We start from the raw sequence: 18,596 nt of genomic DNA on the forward strand, positions 1-18,596 counted from the left end.
TCACACTTTGTGATTACATGCTTTCGTGCATTGTACGGTTGATTACGTCTAATTGTTGTTCACGAGTTAATTTAATGAAGTTAACTGCGTAACCAGATACACGAATTGTTAATTGTGGGTATTCTTCTGGGTGTTCCATAGCATCTAATAATGTATCACGGTTGAATACGTTGATGTTTAAGTGGTGACCACCTTTAGAAGCATAACCATCTAACATAGCAACTAAGTTTTCTTCTTGTACATCTAATTCACGTCCTAAAGCTTTAGGAATGATTGAGAATGTATTTGAGATACCATCTAATGCATATTTGTAAGGTACTTTAGCAACTGATGATAATGAAGCTAAAGCTCCGTGTGTGTCACGACCATGCATTGGGTTAGCACCTGGTGCAAATGGTTCGCCAGCACGACGTCCATCAGGAGTGTTACCTGTCTTCTTACCATAAACTACGTTAGAAGTAATTGTAAGGATAGAAGTTGTATGTTTAGCATTACGGTAAGTTTTATGTTTTTTAACTTTAGTCATGAATTCTTTCAATAACCAAACAGCGATTTCGTCAGCACGATCATCGTTGTTACCATATTTAGGGAAGTCGCCTTCTACTTCATAGTCAACAACAACGCCATCTTCGTCACGAATAGTTTTAACTTTCGCATATTTAATAGCTGATAATGAGTCAACTGCTACTGAGAATCCAGCGATACCAGTTGCCATTGTACGTAGAATTTCAGTGTCATGTAATGCCATTTCAATTCTTTCGTAGCTGTATTTATCATGCATGTAGTGGATGATGTTTAATGTGTTTAAGTATAAACCACAGATCCATTCCATCATGTCGTTGTATTTAGCCATTACTTCTTCGTAATCTAAGTATTCTGAAGTAATTGGTTGATATTTAGGACCAACTTGTGCTTTAGATTTTTCATCGATACCACCGTTGATCGCATATAATAATGTTTTCGCTAAGTTAGCACGAGCTCCGAAGAATTGCATTTGTTTACCGATACGCATAGCAGATACACAGCAAGCAATTCCGTAGTCGTCGCCCCACTCTGGACGCATTACATCATCGTTTTCATATTGGATTGCAGATGTATTAATAGAAGTTTTAGCTGCAAACAATTTGAAGTTTTCTGGTAAACGAGTTGACCATAGAACTGTTAAGTTTGGTTCTGGAGCTGGTCCTAAGTTTACTAATGTGTGTAAGAAACGGAAACTGTTCTTAGTTACTAATGGACGTCCGTCTTCACCAACACCGGCGATTGATTCTGTTACCCAAGTTGGGTCTCCTGAGAATAATGCGTTGTATTCTGGTGTACGAGCGAATTTAACTAAACGTAATTTCATAACGAAGTGGTCAACAAGTTCTTGTGCTTGTTCTTCAGTTAATGTTCCGTTTTCTAAGTCACGTTGTACATAGATATCTAAGAATGTTGAAGTACGTCCAAGAGACATAGCCGCACCATTTTGTTCTTTAATAGCTGCTAAGTATCCTAAGTATAACCATTGGAAAGCTTCGCGAGCGTTAGAAGCTGGTTTAGAAATATCGAATCCGTAGATGTTACCTAATTCTTTTAATTCTAATAATGCACGGTATTGTTCTGAAACTTCTTCACGTAAACGAATTACATCGTCTGACATAGTGCCATCGCCAATGTTAGCGAAGTCTTTTTGTTTTTCAGCGATTAAACGATCAACCCCGTATAAAGCTACACGACGGTAGTCACCGATGATACGTCCACGTCCGTAAGCATCTGGTAAACCTGTGATAACACCTGATTTACGAGCTGCACGCATTTCTGGAGTGTAAGCATCGAATACACCTTGGTTGTGAGTTTTACGCCAGTCACGGAAGATACGAGAAATTTCTTCGTCGATTTTGAATCCGTAAGCTTCAGCTGATTGTTCACTCATACGGATACCACCAAATGGTTGTAAGCTACGTTTGAATGGTTTTTCAGTTTGGAAACCAACAACTGTTTCTAAATCTTTGTTTAAGTAACCAGGACCATGTGAAGTGATTGTTGATACAACTTTAGTGTCCATGTCTAAGACACCACCAGCTTCACGTTCTTGTTTGTTCAAGTCCATTACTTGTGCCCATAAAGCTTTAGTAGCTTCAGTAGGTCCAGCTAAGAAACTGTCGTCTCCTTCATAAAGTGTGTAGTTTTCTTGGATAAAGTCACGGACGTTAACTTCTTCTTTCCATACTTTACCTTTGAAACCGTTCCATTGTTCCATAAATTTTTCCTCCTTAGATAATTGGTTGTGAAACTTATAACAGCTATCTACATGAATATTATAACACAATAAAAATTAGTTGCAATACTTAAGTGTAAAAAAATACAAAGATTTTGTTAAATATTGCTATAATCGCGATTTTAAAGTGTTAAAAGTTGTGAAAGATGTATTATAACAGCGTGTTTCGCTGTACTATTTTTTTGAAACAGAATGAAAAGTTTCACAATCTAAGGTTCTGTATTCACAATATGTCTCTTTTCTTACTTTATTTTTACTAAGCAAAAATAAAAAAAGAGTATTATCGAAATAAATCCGATAATACTCTATATAATTTAGCGTTTCAGGAGGGATTCGAACCCCCGACCGTTCGCTTAGAAGGCGAATGCTCTATCCTGCTGAGCTACTGAAACAGTACTAAATTAGTATACCTAAAGACGAACATTCTGTCAATTGATTTTACAGCTTTATTACGACTCTTCTGTTTCTTTTTCTTTGCTCTCTGTATTCTTCTTTTTAGAGAAAAACATGCAGATGTAGATAACTAACATCACTACTGCCATAATTAGCACTCTTGCTGCTAAGGTAAAATTATATAATGCTGCAATCGCACTTAACGCAAAGGAAATGATAGTCATATTTCTAACCGTTTCAAGAATTGGGCGTTTCCTTCCCATTGGATTTGGTCTATTGTCCATTGTTACTCCTTCATCTCTTTCGTTTTATACATTAATAGCGCCGAAGCAATAGCGACGTTTAGCGACTCTGCTTTTCCAAACATCGGAATGGTCACTACAACATCCGCTAAATCAATCACGTCATCAGAGACGCCTTGGCCTTCATTACCAACCACGATAGCAACATCTGTTGAGCCTTGTAAGATAGTGTAGTCTTTTGAATCACGGTGAAGTGCTGTTACAGCCACTTGTACACCTTTGTCTTTAAGCGTCGGCAAGTAATCTTTCAAATCCGCTTGAAAAACTGGGATATGGAAATGGCTTCCTTGCATGGATCGAAGAACTTTATCGTTATATAAATCTACTGTCCCTGTTCCTAATACAACTGCATCAAATCCGGCAGCATCTGCTGTTCTCACAATCGTTCCTAAATTACCAGGATCTTGAACTGCATCTAACACAATGAAGCGACCGCTATAAGGCAATGAATCCTGTTTAACAATCTTCACAACTGCTATAATCCCTTGAGTGGTTTCAGTCATTGATAACTTATGAAAGACATCTTGAGAAACAACTAGCACCTGTACATCAGTTTGAGTTAACAGATTTTGGTAATCTTCAAGACGATTACTAGTAACCACAATCAATTCAATCGGAGCTTTCTCTTTAATCGCTTCTTCTACAAGATGCTCTCCTTCAAGAAGATACATCCCTGCTTTCTTACGCCCTTTTGCAGTCTGAAGTTTGACAAGCTCTTTAATTTTTTCATTTTTAGGTGAACTAATGATATCCATACAACTACCCTTTTAATCCTTCTATTGTATTCATGAGTTTCTTGACTTCTACTTTTTGATTCTGATGAAATCCACATTTCATAGGTACAACATAAGTTTCCTCTTTATCAAGATATTGCAATGTTAATTTGGGATTTCCTAAAAGTTTCTTCTCCATGGAAACCTTTTGAATGCGTTCTGAAGGGATAACGATTGGTCTATTCGCTCTCCATACACCTTCTTTAGAAGTTTCAAAAAGAACGAAACCATCTTTAGCCCAATAGAGTACAAAGGTTTGCTCCCCTTTTTCCAAAGCCACTAAGCTATCAGCATCCGTCATTTCGAATCCAAAAAAACTAATTTGACTTTTTAAATCCTCGATGATTTCCATTCTTATTCCCCTTCTTTCGTTTCTGAGTTGGTGTCTTAGAACTTACTTCTTTCTTTTTCGGTTGTGTGACTGGTTTTAATTGTCCTGTATATAGTTCAAACTGAACTAGTTTATGTTTCCCTGCAACCTTCTTCAAGTCTCTTAGTTCGCGGTCATTCACTAGACTGAGTACTAACCCTTCTTTTCCCATACGTCCTGTACGTCCAGAACGGTGGGTATATTGTTCTGTTGAATCTGCAATATCATAATGAATGACAAGTGGTAAATCTTCAATATCAAGGCCACGTTGTGCGACATCGGTACTTAGTAAGAATGGAATCTGTCCCTTCTTAAATAAGTCGATAGCTTTCTTACGTTCCGTTTGATGAGCATCACTTGAAAGAAGTGCAACTGGAACTTGATGATACGCTAACTTCTCGCCAAGTAATGCTGCATTTGCAATCGAATTGACAAACACTAATGCTTGGTTTGCATTTTCGGAGAATGCTAGTTTGCGTAGCACTTCATCACGTTTTCTAGTTGGACATTCAATATATCCATGGGTTACGTTCGAATGAGCAGAGTTCCCCTCTGAAACTTCAACAAAAGTCGGAAGCATATTAATCCATTTATTAACTTCTTCTAAATTCTTATTCTTTGTTGCAGAGAAACAAAGCACTTGTCTTTCAGAAGGAAGTTTCTTAACAAGCTCTCTTGTGTTATTCAATTGTTCTGGATCGAGTAAATAATCGGCTTCATCTAATACAAGCATCTCTACTTGGTGAAGCTTTAATTTACGAAGCTTAGACAGTTCAAGTAATCGTCCTGGTGTTCCTACAACGATTTCTGGCTTTTCCTTTAACTTCTCAACTTGTCGTTTAACGTTTGCCCCACCTGCTAAAACTTGCACACGGATTTCCTGTGTTTTCCACTCTCTAATAACAGTTCCGATTTGTTGAGCTAATTCTTGAGAAGGAGCCACAATTAAAGCTTGTAGCGTTTTATCCGCTTTTACTCGCTCCAAAATAGGAACGACATACGCTAATGTTTTACCAGTCCCTGTTGGTGAGATGGCTACAATATCTGTTCCCTCTTTAATCAGTTCTTGTGTCTTTTCTTGTATCGGTGTTAATGTGTGGAAGCCATGTTGCTCCCAAATTGTTTTTGTATTCATATGCGTCCTTTCCGATAACCATTGTTCTTTTGAGTCCTATTCATTTTAACGAAGAAATGCCTATACTTCAAATAGTTTCAACGTTTATTAAAAAAGAGAACTGCTTTTACACAGTTCTCTTTACTATTTTCTATTAAAGTGCCAATTTCTTTTCTAAATATCGTTGGCCTTGCTCGAAAAGCAAACAAATTACCCAGTACATAATCGCCACCAAAATATAAACCGTCATATAGTTTTGTTCACGACCGCCTACAATTTTCGCATTTTGGAAAATATCGGGTAAAGAAATCATCGCAACAAGAGACGATCCTTTAATCATATCCAGTAACACATTACTTAATGGTGGAATTGCAATTCGAAACGCTTGAGGAACGATTACCTTCTGTAACGTTTGACGATAACTCATTCCAAGAGACATCGCCGCTTCCCATTGTCCATTATCTACTGCATCCATTGCCGAACGCAACACTTCAGAAATATAGGCACTACTTGCAATACTAAAGCAAAGAAGCGCACAGACTAAAGCTGGTAACGTGATTTTTAAGAAAGGCAACCCAAAATATAGTAAGAATAAAAATACTAACGTTGGTGTCCCCCGCATAAAGGATACGTGAAAAGTCGCAATCCATCTTAACAAACGAAATCTAGACCGTCTCATTAATACAAGAATAAAGCCTAAAATCGTTCCAAGTATAAAACTCGTCAATGCAACTCCTAATGTATATCCTAATCCACTAAGAATAAACCAAAAGTTATTAATCGCAATATTAATATCGAAAATTTTATTTAACATATTAGTCTACATCTGAAATATCGATTTTTTCTGTTTTGAAATCTTTAGGTTCTGTTACATCTTGGCCAGCGAAGAATTGCTCAGAAATCTTTTTCAATGTTCCATCTTTCTTCATCGCGTCCATTGCTTCATTGAATTTATCACGTAATACAGTGTTGTTTAGTGAAATTGAGAAACTAGAGCTGTATGGGTTAGCATATACACCTTCGTTAATCTTGATGTCGTATTTGTCTTTAGCAAAAGCAACTGCAATTGATTGTAAGTAGTAATCGTTAATGATTACGTCTGTACGGCCGTTTACTAAATCTGACATATATACGTCATTTGTTACGTTGTCATATACGACTAATTCAGCGCCAAGTTTTTTAGCAATCTTCATGTAGTTTGTACTTGCAGCACCAGCAGCTTTTTTACCTTTTACATCTTCCCAAGAATGAATTCCTGAGTTGTCGCTTCCACGAACAACCATTGATGTAAATGAGTACTTATGTGGTGTAGTGTGTAAGTATGCATCGAAGTTTTTCGCACCTTCTTCAATTGAATAGTTTGCGATATCTGTCATCCCACTGTCTAAAGCTGTTAACATTCCGTCAACACCCATTTCAGTAAATTCAACTTTAAGGTTTAAGCGTTTCGCAACTTCCTTCATAATTTCCACATCATAACCAGTTAATTCGTTCTTATCATTATGGAATGATTGTGGATATAAAGTACCTGCAGTTGATACTTTAATGACACCTGATTCAACAATTTTGTCCCAGTTCGCTTGCGCTTCTGAAACTGATACAGTTGTTTCTTGTGTTTTAGTCGTGTTTGCTCCGCATGCTGCTAATAATGTAGCCACAGCAACGAAACCAGCTTTCATCCATTTTTTCATTGGTTTAACCACCTTTTGTTTATTTTTTCAACATAGTGAACGATACCATACTCCCCATTAAAACACAATGAATAAAGCTTGAAAAACAAAATAAAAATGAAACAGATTGTACAACCTGTTTCATTTTGAAATAATATATAGTTATTTACCTAGTTCTTCAAGAATATTTCTGGCTACTCTTTCGGAAATTCCAATAGATTGTAACTCCTCAAGACTGGCTTGTTTCATTGCTGTTATCGTTTTAAAATGACGCAATAGTTTCTTTCTTGTCTGCGGGCCGACTCCATCAATCATTTCCAATTTCGAAGCAAATGTATTTTTACTTCGCACTTGTCTATGAAATGTAATCGCAAATCTGTGAACTTCCTCCTGCACACGTTGAATCAGTTGGAACGCTTGCCCTTTTCTATCTAAATCGATCTCCTTATAGTCTTCACCATAGAGTAATGTAGCGGTTTTATGTTTTTCATTTTTCACCATTCCACATACCGGAATCTCTAGACCTAATTCATCTTCTAAAACTTCAATAGCAGCTCTCATTTGGATTTTACCACCATCCATTAAAATCAAATCTGGAAGTCTGGCACCTTCCCTTAATAATCTTGAATAGCGTCTACGAATGACTTCTTGTGTCGTCGCAAATTCGTGACTTCCGACAACAGTCTTCACTTTAAATTTACGGTAATTCTTCCTGTCTGGTTTTCCATCTTTAAAGACAACCATCGCCGATACTGGATTGGTTCCTTGAATATTCGAGTGGTCAAACGATTCAATAACCGATACCTTCTCTAACCCTAATGCATCTGCAAGTTCTTCTAAGGCACCTTTCGTCTTCAACTGACTTTGCTCTTCTCTTCTAAATTTTTCATTCAGTGAAATCTCACTATTTTGAGTAGCAAGGTCTAACATTCTTTTCTTAGAACCACGTTTCGGTGTCATCACCTTCACTCCGAGCGTTTCTGCTAACAATTCTTTATCTATCGCTTCAGGTACTAAGATTTCTTTTGGAAGAATGTGGTTTTGATCCTCATAAAACTGAATGATAAAGGACAATACTTCATCTTCTATCTGGTCATATATCGGAAACATTGCGGCTTCCCGTTTAATAATTGTCGACTGTCTGAGTAAGAAAACTTGAATCGAAATCCAACCACGATCAACAACATAAGAGAATACATCTCGGTTCGTGAAATCTGCGTTCATAATGTTTTGTTTTTCTACAGTTGCTTCGATGTACTTAATTTGATCACGGTAATCCATCGCCTTTTCAAAATCAAGTCTTTCAGAAGCTTCATTCATCTTCGTTGCTAAATCATCTTTTATCGTCTTAACATCTCCGTTTAGGAAACGTTGAATCTTCTTGATTTGCGTATCATACTCTTCTTTTGAAACTTCATGGTCACAACACCCAATACATTGCCCTAAATGATAATAAAAGCATGCACGTGTTTCGTTCTTTCCACATTTACGAAGTGGATAGATTTTTTGAATGAGCTGTTGCGTTCCTGTTGCTGCAGTGACGTTTGGATAAGGGCCGAAGTAAATCCCCCCATCCTTTTCTACCTTATGAGAAATCACTAATTGCGGATCTTTTTCAGAAGTAATCTTCAAATAAGGATACATCGTTCCTTGTTTTAGTTTAATATTGTAATGCGGTTGATATTTTTTAATCAGGTTAATTTCGAGTAAGAGAGACTCCTTATTGGTCTTCGTCACAATATACTCAAAATGATGAATCTCACTAACCAACTTTTCTGTTTTAGTATCATGCGCTCCTCTAAAATAAGACCGTACACGATTCTTTAGATTTTTCGCCTTTCCGATATAAATAATATCGTCATTGGCGTTACGCATAATATAACAACCTGGTAAATCAGGAAGATTTTTTAATTTACTTTCGATTAATTCACTTGCCATTCAATCTTCCTTTCTAAACATTATCGTTGCCATACAATTTTTTCAAATTCATCTTTTAATTCTCGGTCCATTTCATCTTTATACACTGGATATAAGAATAATCGTACCTCTCTTTTACTCAATAGTTTCAGTGTTTTGAACAGTTCTATCACTTTCAAACGAACAAGATGGTCAGGAAAATGAAGCACTTGCCAAATATAGTCATAATCAATCAGTTGAAACTGAATCATTTTATTTAAGATGACCTCGTGCCATTTCGAGAGTGCGAAGAACTGAGGAGGTAAAACTAAAGTCGAATGTTGTTTCATGTAGTCATAAACTTCTGGTCGCACAACTCCCTTAATATAATCAATCGTTCCTTCAATAAAAACTTTCGAAGTTGATTTCTCGATGTACTCTAATGCCGTTAGCGACAATGGATCTTTTTCGAGCAATTTATTGAACTGTGAGAATCGTAGTTTACTATTCGTTTTACTTAAGGCAAATAAAATAATCGCATCATCACGATCTGCAGCTTTTAAAGACGTCCCTATCAACGATTCCACTTTTGACTGCGTCGACCATATAACTTTATCCACAAGTCCTTTTAAATAATGATATTGATGAAACTCCTCAGATTTCACGTTGTCGAATGCCGTCAATTCTAATTCTAAACAATCTCTCATCCTGTACAATAGAGCCACTGCTTCAATCGTCAATAACCGATTCTTTTTCGTTAAAAACGATAATGGATAAATCGACTCTACCAACCACTGACTAAACATTTTATCAGTAGTTCCATGTAAAATGCAAAGTTGGTAATTACGCTCAACCTCTATAGTCATTTCATGAGCCATAATGACTCTGAGCAATTTCGGATGATACATACAACTTTTAGCAGCAATTGAACGCATGTTGACTTGTTTCATCATCACATTTAACAAATAAAAAGCATCTGTTTTCGTTTGGATTGGGTAGAAAAATAAGTAAAATAAACGTCCATATCCACTTAGAGACGGTTCAAGCTTTTTTAAATACTCTCTCCATTGACTTTCATGAATACAATAAGATTTTGCAAATATAATGTAAAAGGTATACGCGCTATGCTTCTCGAAGTATTGAATCTTCCGTTGCGTTAATTCATTATCGAAGAAAACTAGTAACATCAAAACTATTCTGAATTCCTCTTTTCCTGCAGTTACTTCAAGCAATACCGTTAATCGGTCACACAGGAAATCCTTCATTTCGTCCGATAACTGGTCGATAAACTGCCTCCAATGAATGAGTAATGGTTCAATCCAGTAAATGACAGGGATATCAAACTTTAGGATTCCTTCGCACACTTCTTCATTAGGATTCAATAACTTCGTCATCGCATGATAGAATTGAGGCAATCTATCTTGACTTTTCACTCGTTTCCCGAGTGCAAAAGCAAAAAATTCTCTCTTTCCATCAACGGTATCCTTCATAAAGGTATATGGAATTTTTGGAACTTTTTTTATACTTCGAAGAAACTCTTCGTAGATGGACTGTTTACCCATTTCTATTCCCTCCTACGGCTAGAAACACCAAACACCTATCTAAAACACTATAATGCTACTTTATATACTTCCATTGCTACTTCTGGCGTTAAATCTCCATGCTCAGATAATTTCACTTTTTTATGGCGTATTAATCCATCTACAAGTGCTTGAATTACCTCTTCACCTAAACCAACATCGCTAAAGCGAATTGGAGCTCCTAATGATTTGAAGAATTCTTCAGTTTTAGAAATAGCCCCATCAACGATTTCTTCATCACTTCCTGATAAATTCCAAACACGTTTTCCATATTGCACTAATTTATCAAACTTTTGTTGTTTTCTTACTTTCATCATTGATGGAAGAACAATCGATAATGTACGTCCATGGTCAATACCGTGATTTAATGTGATTTCGTGACCTAACGCATGTGAAGACCAATCCGTTGGAACTCCAAGGTTAATCGTTCCATTTAACGCATTGGTAGCGCACCACATGAATGTTCCACGGTCATTGTAATCAATATGATTCGTATCAATAACACGAGGAGCAATCTCGATTAACGTTTGTAAAATACTTTCTGCATAACGGTCTTGAAGCAAGGCCCCTACTGGATAAGTTAAATAGTTTTCCATTACGTGGATATAAGTATCTAGTAACCCATTCACTAATTGACGAACTGGTAACGTATAAGTCAATTCAGGTTCTAATACTGAAAATACAGGAAATGTCTTTGATCCACGAAAGCTCACTTTTGCTTTTTTCTCAACAAGAGTAATCACTGCACCCGAGTTCATTTCAGAACCTGTTGCGGGAAGTGTTAGAATCGTCCCAAAAGGAACCACTTCTTGCACAGGTAATCCTTTACCTACACCCCAACCAAATAAGTCGACAGGGTCTTCAGTAAAAAGACTTGCTGCAGAAACGAATTTAGTCCCATCGATAACCGACCCACCACCGATTGCTAGTAAATACGTAAAGTTTCCAGCTCGAACTTTCTCAACTGCTTTCATTAATGTTTCAAATGTTGGGTTCGCTTCAATTCCAGAAAACTCATCCCATTCACGGTCTCCTAGTGCCTTAACAGCACGATCAAACGCACCATTTTTCTTAACAGAGCCACCACCATACAGTACTAGTACTTTAGCATCTTTAGGAATTTCATTATCAATATCTTCAATTCTGTTTCTTCCAAATAAAATTTTTGTTGGATTTTGAAATGTAAAATTTTGAATTTCATGTGCCATTACATATCACCTCATTATTTCTTACTTTAATTGTACCAAAACTAATAGACCTATTCTAAAATATCGGCTCTAAAAACAAAATAAACTGGACAATTGTCCAGTTTATGATTCTTAGTCTTTAATTTTTGTTTCAATATATTTTTTGAGACGATCTGCTGAGATTTCTTTTTCTAATTTAGAAACTTCAATAGGACTTAACGTGATTTCGCATGTCATAACGTCATTTTGATCATACGAAACAACGACTTCTCCAACATCCTCTCGTCTTTCTCTTGTCACTTTTGGAAATAACGCTGCTAGTTCCTTTTCAACTTCAAGTGCACAGTGCTCTCTAAGCAAGCGAAACTGTTCTGCAATCACTGTTGGAATATAATAGCAGTCCACTAATGTCATTTCTTCATCTTTAGATTTTCGGTTTGACTTTTTCGCTCTTTTCATAAATGACCTCGTTTCTTTCTTCTTGTCTAGTATACAAAAATTCACTCAAGAAGGCAAAAACATTAAATTTATCCAAAAAATAGGAACCTATTTTCAAAATGCGCGATTTCATGGTAAAATAGCTATGAATTACACTTATAAGGAGATACTATGCTTACAATTAATATGCTAACTCGTGCAGACAGCGTGAAAGGCCAAGGGGTAATGTCTGCGACTGAGGAACAAATAAACCTTGTAACAGAAGGATTAAAGGGATATAACGTTGTTGTGAATCAGCTTAAAATTGCTGATATTAATCATATTCATACGATTAACCCAGATTTTCTTTTTAAATCCTTTTTAAACAATAAAAAGCAACCGACAATTGCGTCAGTTCACTTTTTACCAGAAACATTAGAAAAAAGTATTTCTCTTCCAAAACCTATTAAAGAATTATTCTATAAGTACGTACTCTCTTTCTATAAACAAGCAGACTATTTAGTTACTGTAAACCCTCGTTTCATTGATGATTTAGAAAAGTATGGAGTGGATCGTTCTAAAGTAACATACATTCCAAACTTCGTATCTCGTGAAACGTTCTATAAGATTACAAACCAATCAAAAGCGGAATTACGTAAAAAGTTCGGGTTGAATCCAGATCAATTCACTGTCGTATCTGCTGGACAACTCCAAATGCGTAAAGGAGTTTTAGAGTTTATCGACTTAGCGACTAAAATGCCAGATATCCAATTCGTTTGGGCTGGTAACTTCGCCTTTAAAGGAATCTCCGAAGGTCGTAAAGAGATTATGGAACATATGGATGATCTTCCAGATAACGTTCATTTCCTTGGACTTGTTGAGCGTGATCGCATGAATGAGTTCTTTAATATGGGTGATGTGATGCTTCAACTGTCATTCGAGGAATTATTCCCAATGACGATTTTAGAATCGATGAACGCAAACATCCCACTACTCTTACGTGACTTACCTGAGTACAAACCAATTTTATTTGACTATTATTTAAAAGCAAATAGTCAACAAACGTTTAAAGACGAATTAACAAAACTAAAAGAAGACGCCGATTATTACGCAAAAGCCTGCGAAGGTTCCAAACGCGGCGAACAATTCTATTCAAAAGAAAGTATTCTAGAACAGTGGCAACAATTTTATGATAAAGTTGCAACAGAAAGAAACTTGTTATCATAAAAGGAGAAATAATGACTACAGAAGAAATTAAACAAGGAAAACCTCTTTCCCCTACGGCTCAAAAAGTCATGAACATTGCTTCAATTCTCGGAGCAATTGCGACAGTGGTCTTTATCGTTTGGGCTTGGCAAAAAGGACTATTCACGTCACAAGAGACGTTATCAGCCTACATGCTTCAGGCGGGAATCTGGGGGCCACCAATCTTTATCTTTTTACAAATCTTACAAACTGTTGTTCCAATCATTCCAGGAGCCCTCACTAGTATCGCTGGTGTTTATATTTACGGAAACTGGATTGGAAATGTATATAACTACATCGGTATTGTAATTGGGTCAATCATTGCCTTCTATCTTGCAAGACAATATGGCCAGCAATTCGTAAAATCAATGGTTAGCGAACATACGTATAATCGCTATATCAATTGGTTGGATAAAGGACAATGGTTCGACTACTTCTTTGCATTCATGATGTTCTTCCCTGTTTCACCGGATGACTTCTTATGTATGCTTGCTGGTTTAACAAAGATGACTTATAAGAAATTCATTATTATCATCTTAGTCTTTAAACCATTTACACTGGCTGCCTACACGATTGGGTTACGATTTATTATCGACTGGGTCTGGGCATTCTTTCAATAAGCACAAACAAACCCTTGAGAAATTTTCTCAAGGGTTATTTTTTATGTTAATCTTTCTTTTTAAAGACTTGAACAGTTGCAAGTACAATTCCACTAATAAATACGCTGAGTGTTAAAATAATACCCGCTAATAATAGAGGATTTTTGCTTAAGCTTCTTAACCAGTTCGCAAATGATCCAAGATCACTATCTTCATCAAATGATAAGATTCCACCATTAGATGAACCTTCTGTTGATGAGGCTTCCTCTGTCGTTGTTTCTTCAACCACTTTTGTTACTTTAAATACATTTGACTTAATCTCTTTTGTTAAAGTTGGGAAAGTATGCTCCACAATGATTTCATCTCCAACAAGTTTATATGTTGGTTTCTCATTGCCTCGTGTTAACACTTTAATGTCTTTTTCCACTTTAATCTTTTGACCATCAATTTCATGAACCCCAGCTTTTAACACTGTTTCTTCATGATATTCTGTAAATCCTTTTTCTAAAAGCGCATTTCCGAATTGTGCACGGTAAAATACACTCGTGTTATAGTCGCTCCAGCTACCCACACCCATTAATACTTCAATCAAACGGCGGCCTTTTCCTTTTGCAGTAATGACATGGTTTAATGCAGCATTTGGTGATGAACCTGTCTTAAATCCATCTACATCAAAATATCCTTGAGGCATCCCACTTGCGAGTTGGTTTAGTGTATAGAACGTTTCTTCTACAGGAGTTCCTTCCATTGTTGTAACAGCTGGTTCTCTTGTAATTTCTAAGAATTCCGGATAGTTCTTTAAGAAGTAATACGCTAATGTTGCTAAATCACGTGCTGTTGTTTGGTTGTACTCATCTGGCACACCTTCAACAACATACAATCCACGAAACACTGACACAACAGCCCCACTAGGATTATAGAATTTAGAATTTGTCATTCCTAATTCTTTGGCTTTATCATTCATCATCTTAATGTATTCTTCGTTTGTTTTACTAATCGCGTGTGATAACATCACTGTCGCAACGTTTGAAGAAGGATACATCATCAAATATAGTAAGTCACGAACTGGATATTCAATTCCTGCTCTGATTTGGTTGTTACTAATATCGTCGATTGTAGAAATCGCTCTATCTTCTTCTGTTGCTGTAATTTTAGTATCTAATGTGAGTTTCCCTGCTTTAATCGCATCATACACAAGATACGCTGTCATTAATTTAGTAGTACTTGCAGGATCCCAAGGCTTATCGATATTATCACCATAGAGGATTTGCCCAGTCTCCGCATCGACTAAAATAGCTCCTTCAGGTTTATAGTATTCACTAACATCATACCCATAACGAGCTGTAATCTCGAAAATATCTTCTTCAATCGGAAGCTCTTTCGACTTTGTTGTTGTCGTTGTTTGCTCTGTTGTCTCTGTTGCTACAGTTGTTTCTGGAGCCTCTGTTTGTTCAACAACAGTAGTTCCTTCTCCCGGTTCTTGTGTTGTTTCTTCAGCAGCAATTGGCGCTAAAGCAGAAAGTGCGAATGCACATGTCATTAATCCCAAAAGAAACTTAAATTTACGTTTTTCCATTCCTATCCTCCTTGTAATTCAATTTATTTTACAAAGAAATTCTTAAGATTTCAAATAGAAAGAAGCAAATTCGTAACATTTTTGTAATCTTTACGAAATTTGCTTCCAACTTTTTTCAACATTATTCATTAAATTGTTGAGACGTTCTACTCTTCTTTCTAATATCGAAAAAATTAAAACATTCTCATCATCCAACTCAATCGTACCTAATGCGATTCCCGCTTGTTGTAATTTTGCAGAAACACACTCTAAATACTCTGATACAGAACACTCTACAGAGCAAGTCTGCAATTCTTGCTGTGCGATTCCTTTTAACAACTTTAATTTGGGAAGCTTACTGGCTAAAGTACTAGCATTATCTCTCCAATAAATTTGAGTTGCATAGGATTCTTTTTCAAGTGTTAATAGCATTAGTAACCAATAGTCGTCTTGCGCTTGTTCCAATAGGTCAGCGAACTCATCATTCCAGTCCACATCATCTTCTCGTAGTTCTTCAATCAATAAATCAGGATTATCAAAATAACTCTCTAAAAGTTGTCTGATACGTTCACTATGACCAGTAATGATATCGGCAATTTGATGATAAGCTTCCTCATCAGAATCACTATCCACTTCCACAGATTCACTATAAAACGTTTCTTCCATTTCAAAGTCATCTTTACGTTTATTTTTCCGATTAAATAACCACATAGGTCGCGCCTCACTTTGACTGAGTTCTTTTCCATAGTATATCAAACATATTCCGAAGAATAAATACGAAAAACAAAAAAGCAGAAAGATTTGGCACTGACCCCCGTAAATGAGAATTAAATAAAAACACCTCCAAGTTGGATTTGGTACAATATTATCAAATACGCATGGAGGTGTCTTTTTATGGTTAAAAATCGTGTTGCTTATTCAGCCGATATTAAAAATAAAGCCGTAGAAATGAAATTACAGGGATATAGTACAAAACAAGTAATGCAGGAGTTAAACATTAAAAACAAAACGCAAGTAGAAACATGGTTTAGATGGTATAAAAATGGAGAAACACATCGTTTCCACCAACAGGTGGGTAAACAATATTCTTATGAAAAAGGAATGGCTAAACTTTCTGAAATCGATCAATTAAAATTAGAATTACGAAGAAAAGAAGTTGAATTAGAAATATTAAAAAAATACAAGGAATTGGAAAGGAAGTGTCGCCTCAAGCAGTTGTAAAATTAGTAGAAGAATTGAAAGGTAAATATACAGTTCATTTAATCTGTTTTTGCCTTAATGTACCCATATCTACTTACTACCGATGGAAAAAGAAAGACTTTTCTCCAACCGTTATCGAGGAAACTATTGGTAAAATTTGTAAGAAAAACAAATTTATTTACGGGTACAGAAAGATTAAGCATTTGATTCAGAAGGAATTAAATCAGATTGTTAACCATAAGGTTGTGCAGCGGATTATGCAGAAAAATGGTTGGAATTGTGCCGTGAAAACGAAAAAAGCTATCAAAATAGGTAAACCTTTCTCAATTACTGGCAATACTCTGAATAGAGATTTTTCAGCGGATAAACCTATGCAAAAGTTGACTACTGATATCACATATTTACCTTTCGGCCCTAAACGATTATATTTGTCGTCGATTATGGATTTATACAACGGAGAAATACTAGCTTATACAATTGGTTCTAAACAAGATACTAAGTTTGTATTGGATACTTTAAATCAAATTGACTTACCTAAGGGTGTTCTACTACATAGTGATCAAGGCAGCGTTTATACTTCCGCCGAATACTACAATTTATGTAAAGAAAAAAACATTATCCGCAGTATGTCCCGTAAGGGGACACCCGCAGATAATGCGCCCATCGAAAGCTTCCATTCTTCCCTAAAGTGCGAAGCTTTCTACATAAAAGATGAAGTAATAACTTCATCTTCTATTGTAATTCAAATTGTAGAAAATTACATCAAATATTATAATGAAAATAGAATCCAACAAAAATTGGACTACCTGTCTCCGGTTGAATACCGGAGACGGTAGCCCTAGGGTGTTTTTATTAAATTCTCACTTTTTGGGGTCAGTCCCATTTCTCCTTCTGCTCGTTAATAATTCTAAATTGAATCTCCGTTAAAAATTGAGTTTTTAACGATGACATAATCTACTTTGCGGATAGCTTCAATATCTTTACCACCTGCATAAGAGATTGATGATTGTAAGTCTTGTTGCATTTCGATAAGCGTATCTTGCAACGATCCTTTATAAGGAACGACAATTTTCTTACCTTCAACGTTCTTACGTTCACCTTTTTGGAATTCAGATGCACTACCGAAGTACTCTTTATAAAGCATTCCATTCACTTCTACAGTTTTACCTGGTGATTCTTCGTGACCTGCAAATAATGATCCAATCATGACCATAGTCGCACCAAAACGAATGGATTTAGCGATGTCTCCGTTAGTACGGATTCCACCATCTGCAATCAATGGTTTACGTGCTGCTTTTGAGCACCAACGTAGTGCAGCAAGTTGCCATCCACCAGTACCAAAACCTGTTTTAATTTTCGTAATACATACTTTACCAGGTCCAATCCCTACTTTAGTAGCATCAGCCCCAGCATTTTCTAATTCACGAACGGCTTCTGGAGTACCTACGTTACCAGCAATCACAAAGGCCTCTGGTAAATGTTTTTTAATGTGCTTAATCATGTCAATCACTGAATTTGAATGACCATGCGCAATATCAATTGTAATGTAATCAGGAACAAGTCCATTTTCTTTTAATTCTACAATAAAATCATATTCTTGAGGTTTTACACCTACACTAATTGATGAGATTAATCCACGTTCTTTCATTCGTTTAACAAATGGTAAACGGCTTGCTTCATCAAAGCGGTGCATAATATAAAAATATCCGTTTTCTGCTAAAAATTCAGCAACAGATTCATCAATAACGGTTTGCATGTTAGCAGGAACCACCGGTAATTTAAAGGTGTGTTTCCCTAATTTAACCGTAGTATCACACTCCGAACGACTATTTACAATACATTTATTTGGGATTAATTGAATATCCTCATAATCGAATGCATTTAATTCAAACATTTAACATCCTCCTAATTCGTTAATGCGTACTCATGTAGTATACATGAATTTACGTGAAAATGCATTAAATTCTTTTCAGAATCTTTCAAAAACTTCTTGAATGAAGTCAAACAAAAAAGCCTAGGCGAACCTAGGCTATAA

Annotated in this window: 17 protein-coding genes and 1 tRNA gene; 3 read left to right on the forward strand and 15 right to left on the reverse strand. The window is 36.2% G+C overall.

Going from position 1 to position 18,596, the window contains the following annotated elements; translation table 11 throughout:
• Positions 1–13: 13 nt before the first annotated feature.
• The 12 genes from pflB to O3798_RS01800 form a co-directional block, all read right to left on the reverse strand.
• Positions 14–2,242 carry a formate C-acetyltransferase gene (gene pflB, locus O3798_RS01745; protein WP_048710464.1) on the reverse strand — a complete coding sequence of 743 codons (2,229 nt, stop codon included), beginning with the start codon at positions 2,240–2,242 and terminating at the stop codon, positions 14–16.
• 336 nt (positions 2,243–2,578) lie between these two features.
• Positions 2,579–2,652: transfer RNA gene (locus O3798_RS01750), tRNA-Arg, on the reverse strand.
• A 57-nt stretch (positions 2,653–2,709) separates the two neighbouring features.
• Positions 2,710–2,937 (reverse strand): hypothetical protein, encoded by a 228-nt coding sequence (locus O3798_RS01755; RefSeq protein WP_371462791.1) that lies wholly within the window; start codon positions 2,935–2,937, stop codon positions 2,710–2,712.
• A gap of 2 nt (positions 2,938–2,939) precedes the next feature.
• Positions 2,940–3,710, reverse strand: coding sequence for a TrmH family RNA methyltransferase (locus O3798_RS01760; RefSeq protein WP_371462793.1), 771 nt, complete (start codon positions 3,708–3,710; stop codon positions 2,940–2,942).
• 4 nt (positions 3,711–3,714) lie between these two features.
• Positions 3,715–4,080: a hypothetical protein gene (locus O3798_RS01765; protein ID WP_371462795.1), complete on the reverse strand. Its 366-nt coding sequence runs from the start codon at positions 4,078–4,080 to the stop codon at positions 3,715–3,717.
• Positions 4,046–5,233 carry a DEAD/DEAH box helicase gene (locus O3798_RS01770; protein ID WP_371462797.1) on the reverse strand — a complete coding sequence of 396 codons (1,188 nt, stop codon included), beginning with the start codon at positions 5,231–5,233 and terminating at the stop codon, positions 4,046–4,048. Before O3798_RS01770 ends, O3798_RS01765 begins: the two co-directional genes overlap by 35 nt.
• 133 nt (positions 5,234–5,366) lie before the next feature.
• Positions 5,367–6,014, reverse strand: a complete 648-nt coding sequence (locus O3798_RS01775) for an amino acid ABC transporter permease (RefSeq protein WP_371462908.1) — start codon at positions 6,012–6,014, stop codon at positions 5,367–5,369.
• 13 nt (positions 6,015–6,027) lie between these two features.
• Positions 6,028–6,903 (reverse strand): transporter substrate-binding domain-containing protein, encoded by an 876-nt coding sequence (locus O3798_RS01780; protein WP_217950522.1) that lies wholly within the window; start codon positions 6,901–6,903, stop codon positions 6,028–6,030.
• 141 nt (positions 6,904–7,044) lie between these two features.
• The gene (uvrC, locus tag O3798_RS01785; RefSeq protein ID WP_371462800.1) at positions 7,045–8,820 is read right to left on the reverse strand and encodes an excinuclease ABC subunit UvrC; all 1,776 of its coding nucleotides are present in this window, start codon (positions 8,818–8,820) and stop codon (positions 7,045–7,047) included.
• A gap of 20 nt (positions 8,821–8,840) precedes the next feature.
• Complete coding sequence (locus tag O3798_RS01790) at positions 8,841–10,340, reverse strand: hypothetical protein (RefSeq protein WP_371462802.1); 1,500 nt, start codon at positions 10,338–10,340, stop codon at positions 8,841–8,843.
• Positions 10,341–10,387: 47 nt separating this feature from the next.
• Positions 10,388–11,566, reverse strand: coding sequence for an iron-containing alcohol dehydrogenase (locus O3798_RS01795; protein WP_371462804.1), 1,179 nt, complete (start codon positions 11,564–11,566; stop codon positions 10,388–10,390).
• Positions 11,567–11,677: 111 nt separating this feature from the next.
• Positions 11,678–12,004, reverse strand: coding sequence for a hypothetical protein (locus O3798_RS01800; RefSeq protein ID WP_371462805.1), 327 nt, complete (start codon positions 12,002–12,004; stop codon positions 11,678–11,680).
• 150 nt (positions 12,005–12,154) lie between these two features.
• Between O3798_RS01800 and O3798_RS01805 the strand changes: the two genes are divergently transcribed.
• Together O3798_RS01805 and O3798_RS01810 are read left to right on the forward strand one after the other, a co-directional pair.
• Positions 12,155–13,189, forward strand: a complete 1,035-nt coding sequence (locus O3798_RS01805; protein WP_371462806.1) for a glycosyltransferase family 4 protein — start codon at positions 12,155–12,157, stop codon at positions 13,187–13,189.
• A gap of 11 nt (positions 13,190–13,200) precedes the next feature.
• Entirely contained in the window at positions 13,201–13,827 is a 627-nt protein-coding gene (locus O3798_RS01810; protein ID WP_371462808.1) for a TVP38/TMEM64 family protein, read from the forward strand.
• Positions 13,828–13,873: 46 nt separating this feature from the next.
• Here O3798_RS01810 and O3798_RS01815 read toward each other — a convergent pair whose 3' ends face one another.
• Both O3798_RS01815 and O3798_RS01820 read right to left on the reverse strand, forming a co-directional pair.
• On the reverse strand, positions 13,874–15,382 hold the full coding sequence (locus tag O3798_RS01815; RefSeq protein WP_371462809.1) for a serine hydrolase: 1,509 nt from the start codon (positions 15,380–15,382) through the stop codon (positions 13,874–13,876).
• A 90-nt stretch (positions 15,383–15,472) separates the two neighbouring features.
• On the reverse strand, positions 15,473–16,072 hold the full coding sequence (locus tag O3798_RS01820) for a hypothetical protein (protein ID WP_371462810.1): 600 nt from the start codon (positions 16,070–16,072) through the stop codon (positions 15,473–15,475).
• A 183-nt stretch (positions 16,073–16,255) separates the two neighbouring features.
• Here O3798_RS01820 and O3798_RS01825 point away from each other — a divergent pair.
• A protein-coding gene (locus tag O3798_RS01825; protein WP_175814681.1) for an IS3 family transposase occupies positions 16,256–17,397 on the forward strand; the annotation gives its coding sequence in 2 pieces (ribosomal slippage) (positions 16,256–16,541 and positions 16,541–17,397; 1,143 coding nt in all).
• 71 nt (positions 17,398–17,468) lie between these two features.
• Here O3798_RS01825 and guaC read toward each other — a convergent pair.
• Positions 17,469–18,455, reverse strand: a complete 987-nt coding sequence (guaC, locus tag O3798_RS01830) for a GMP reductase (protein ID WP_371462812.1) — start codon at positions 18,453–18,455, stop codon at positions 17,469–17,471.
• Between the last annotated feature and the right edge of the window lie 141 nt (positions 18,456–18,596).

Source organism: Granulicatella sp. 20925_1_45, assembly GCF_041433555.1.
GTDB lineage: Bacteria > Bacillota > Bacilli > Lactobacillales > Aerococcaceae > Granulicatella.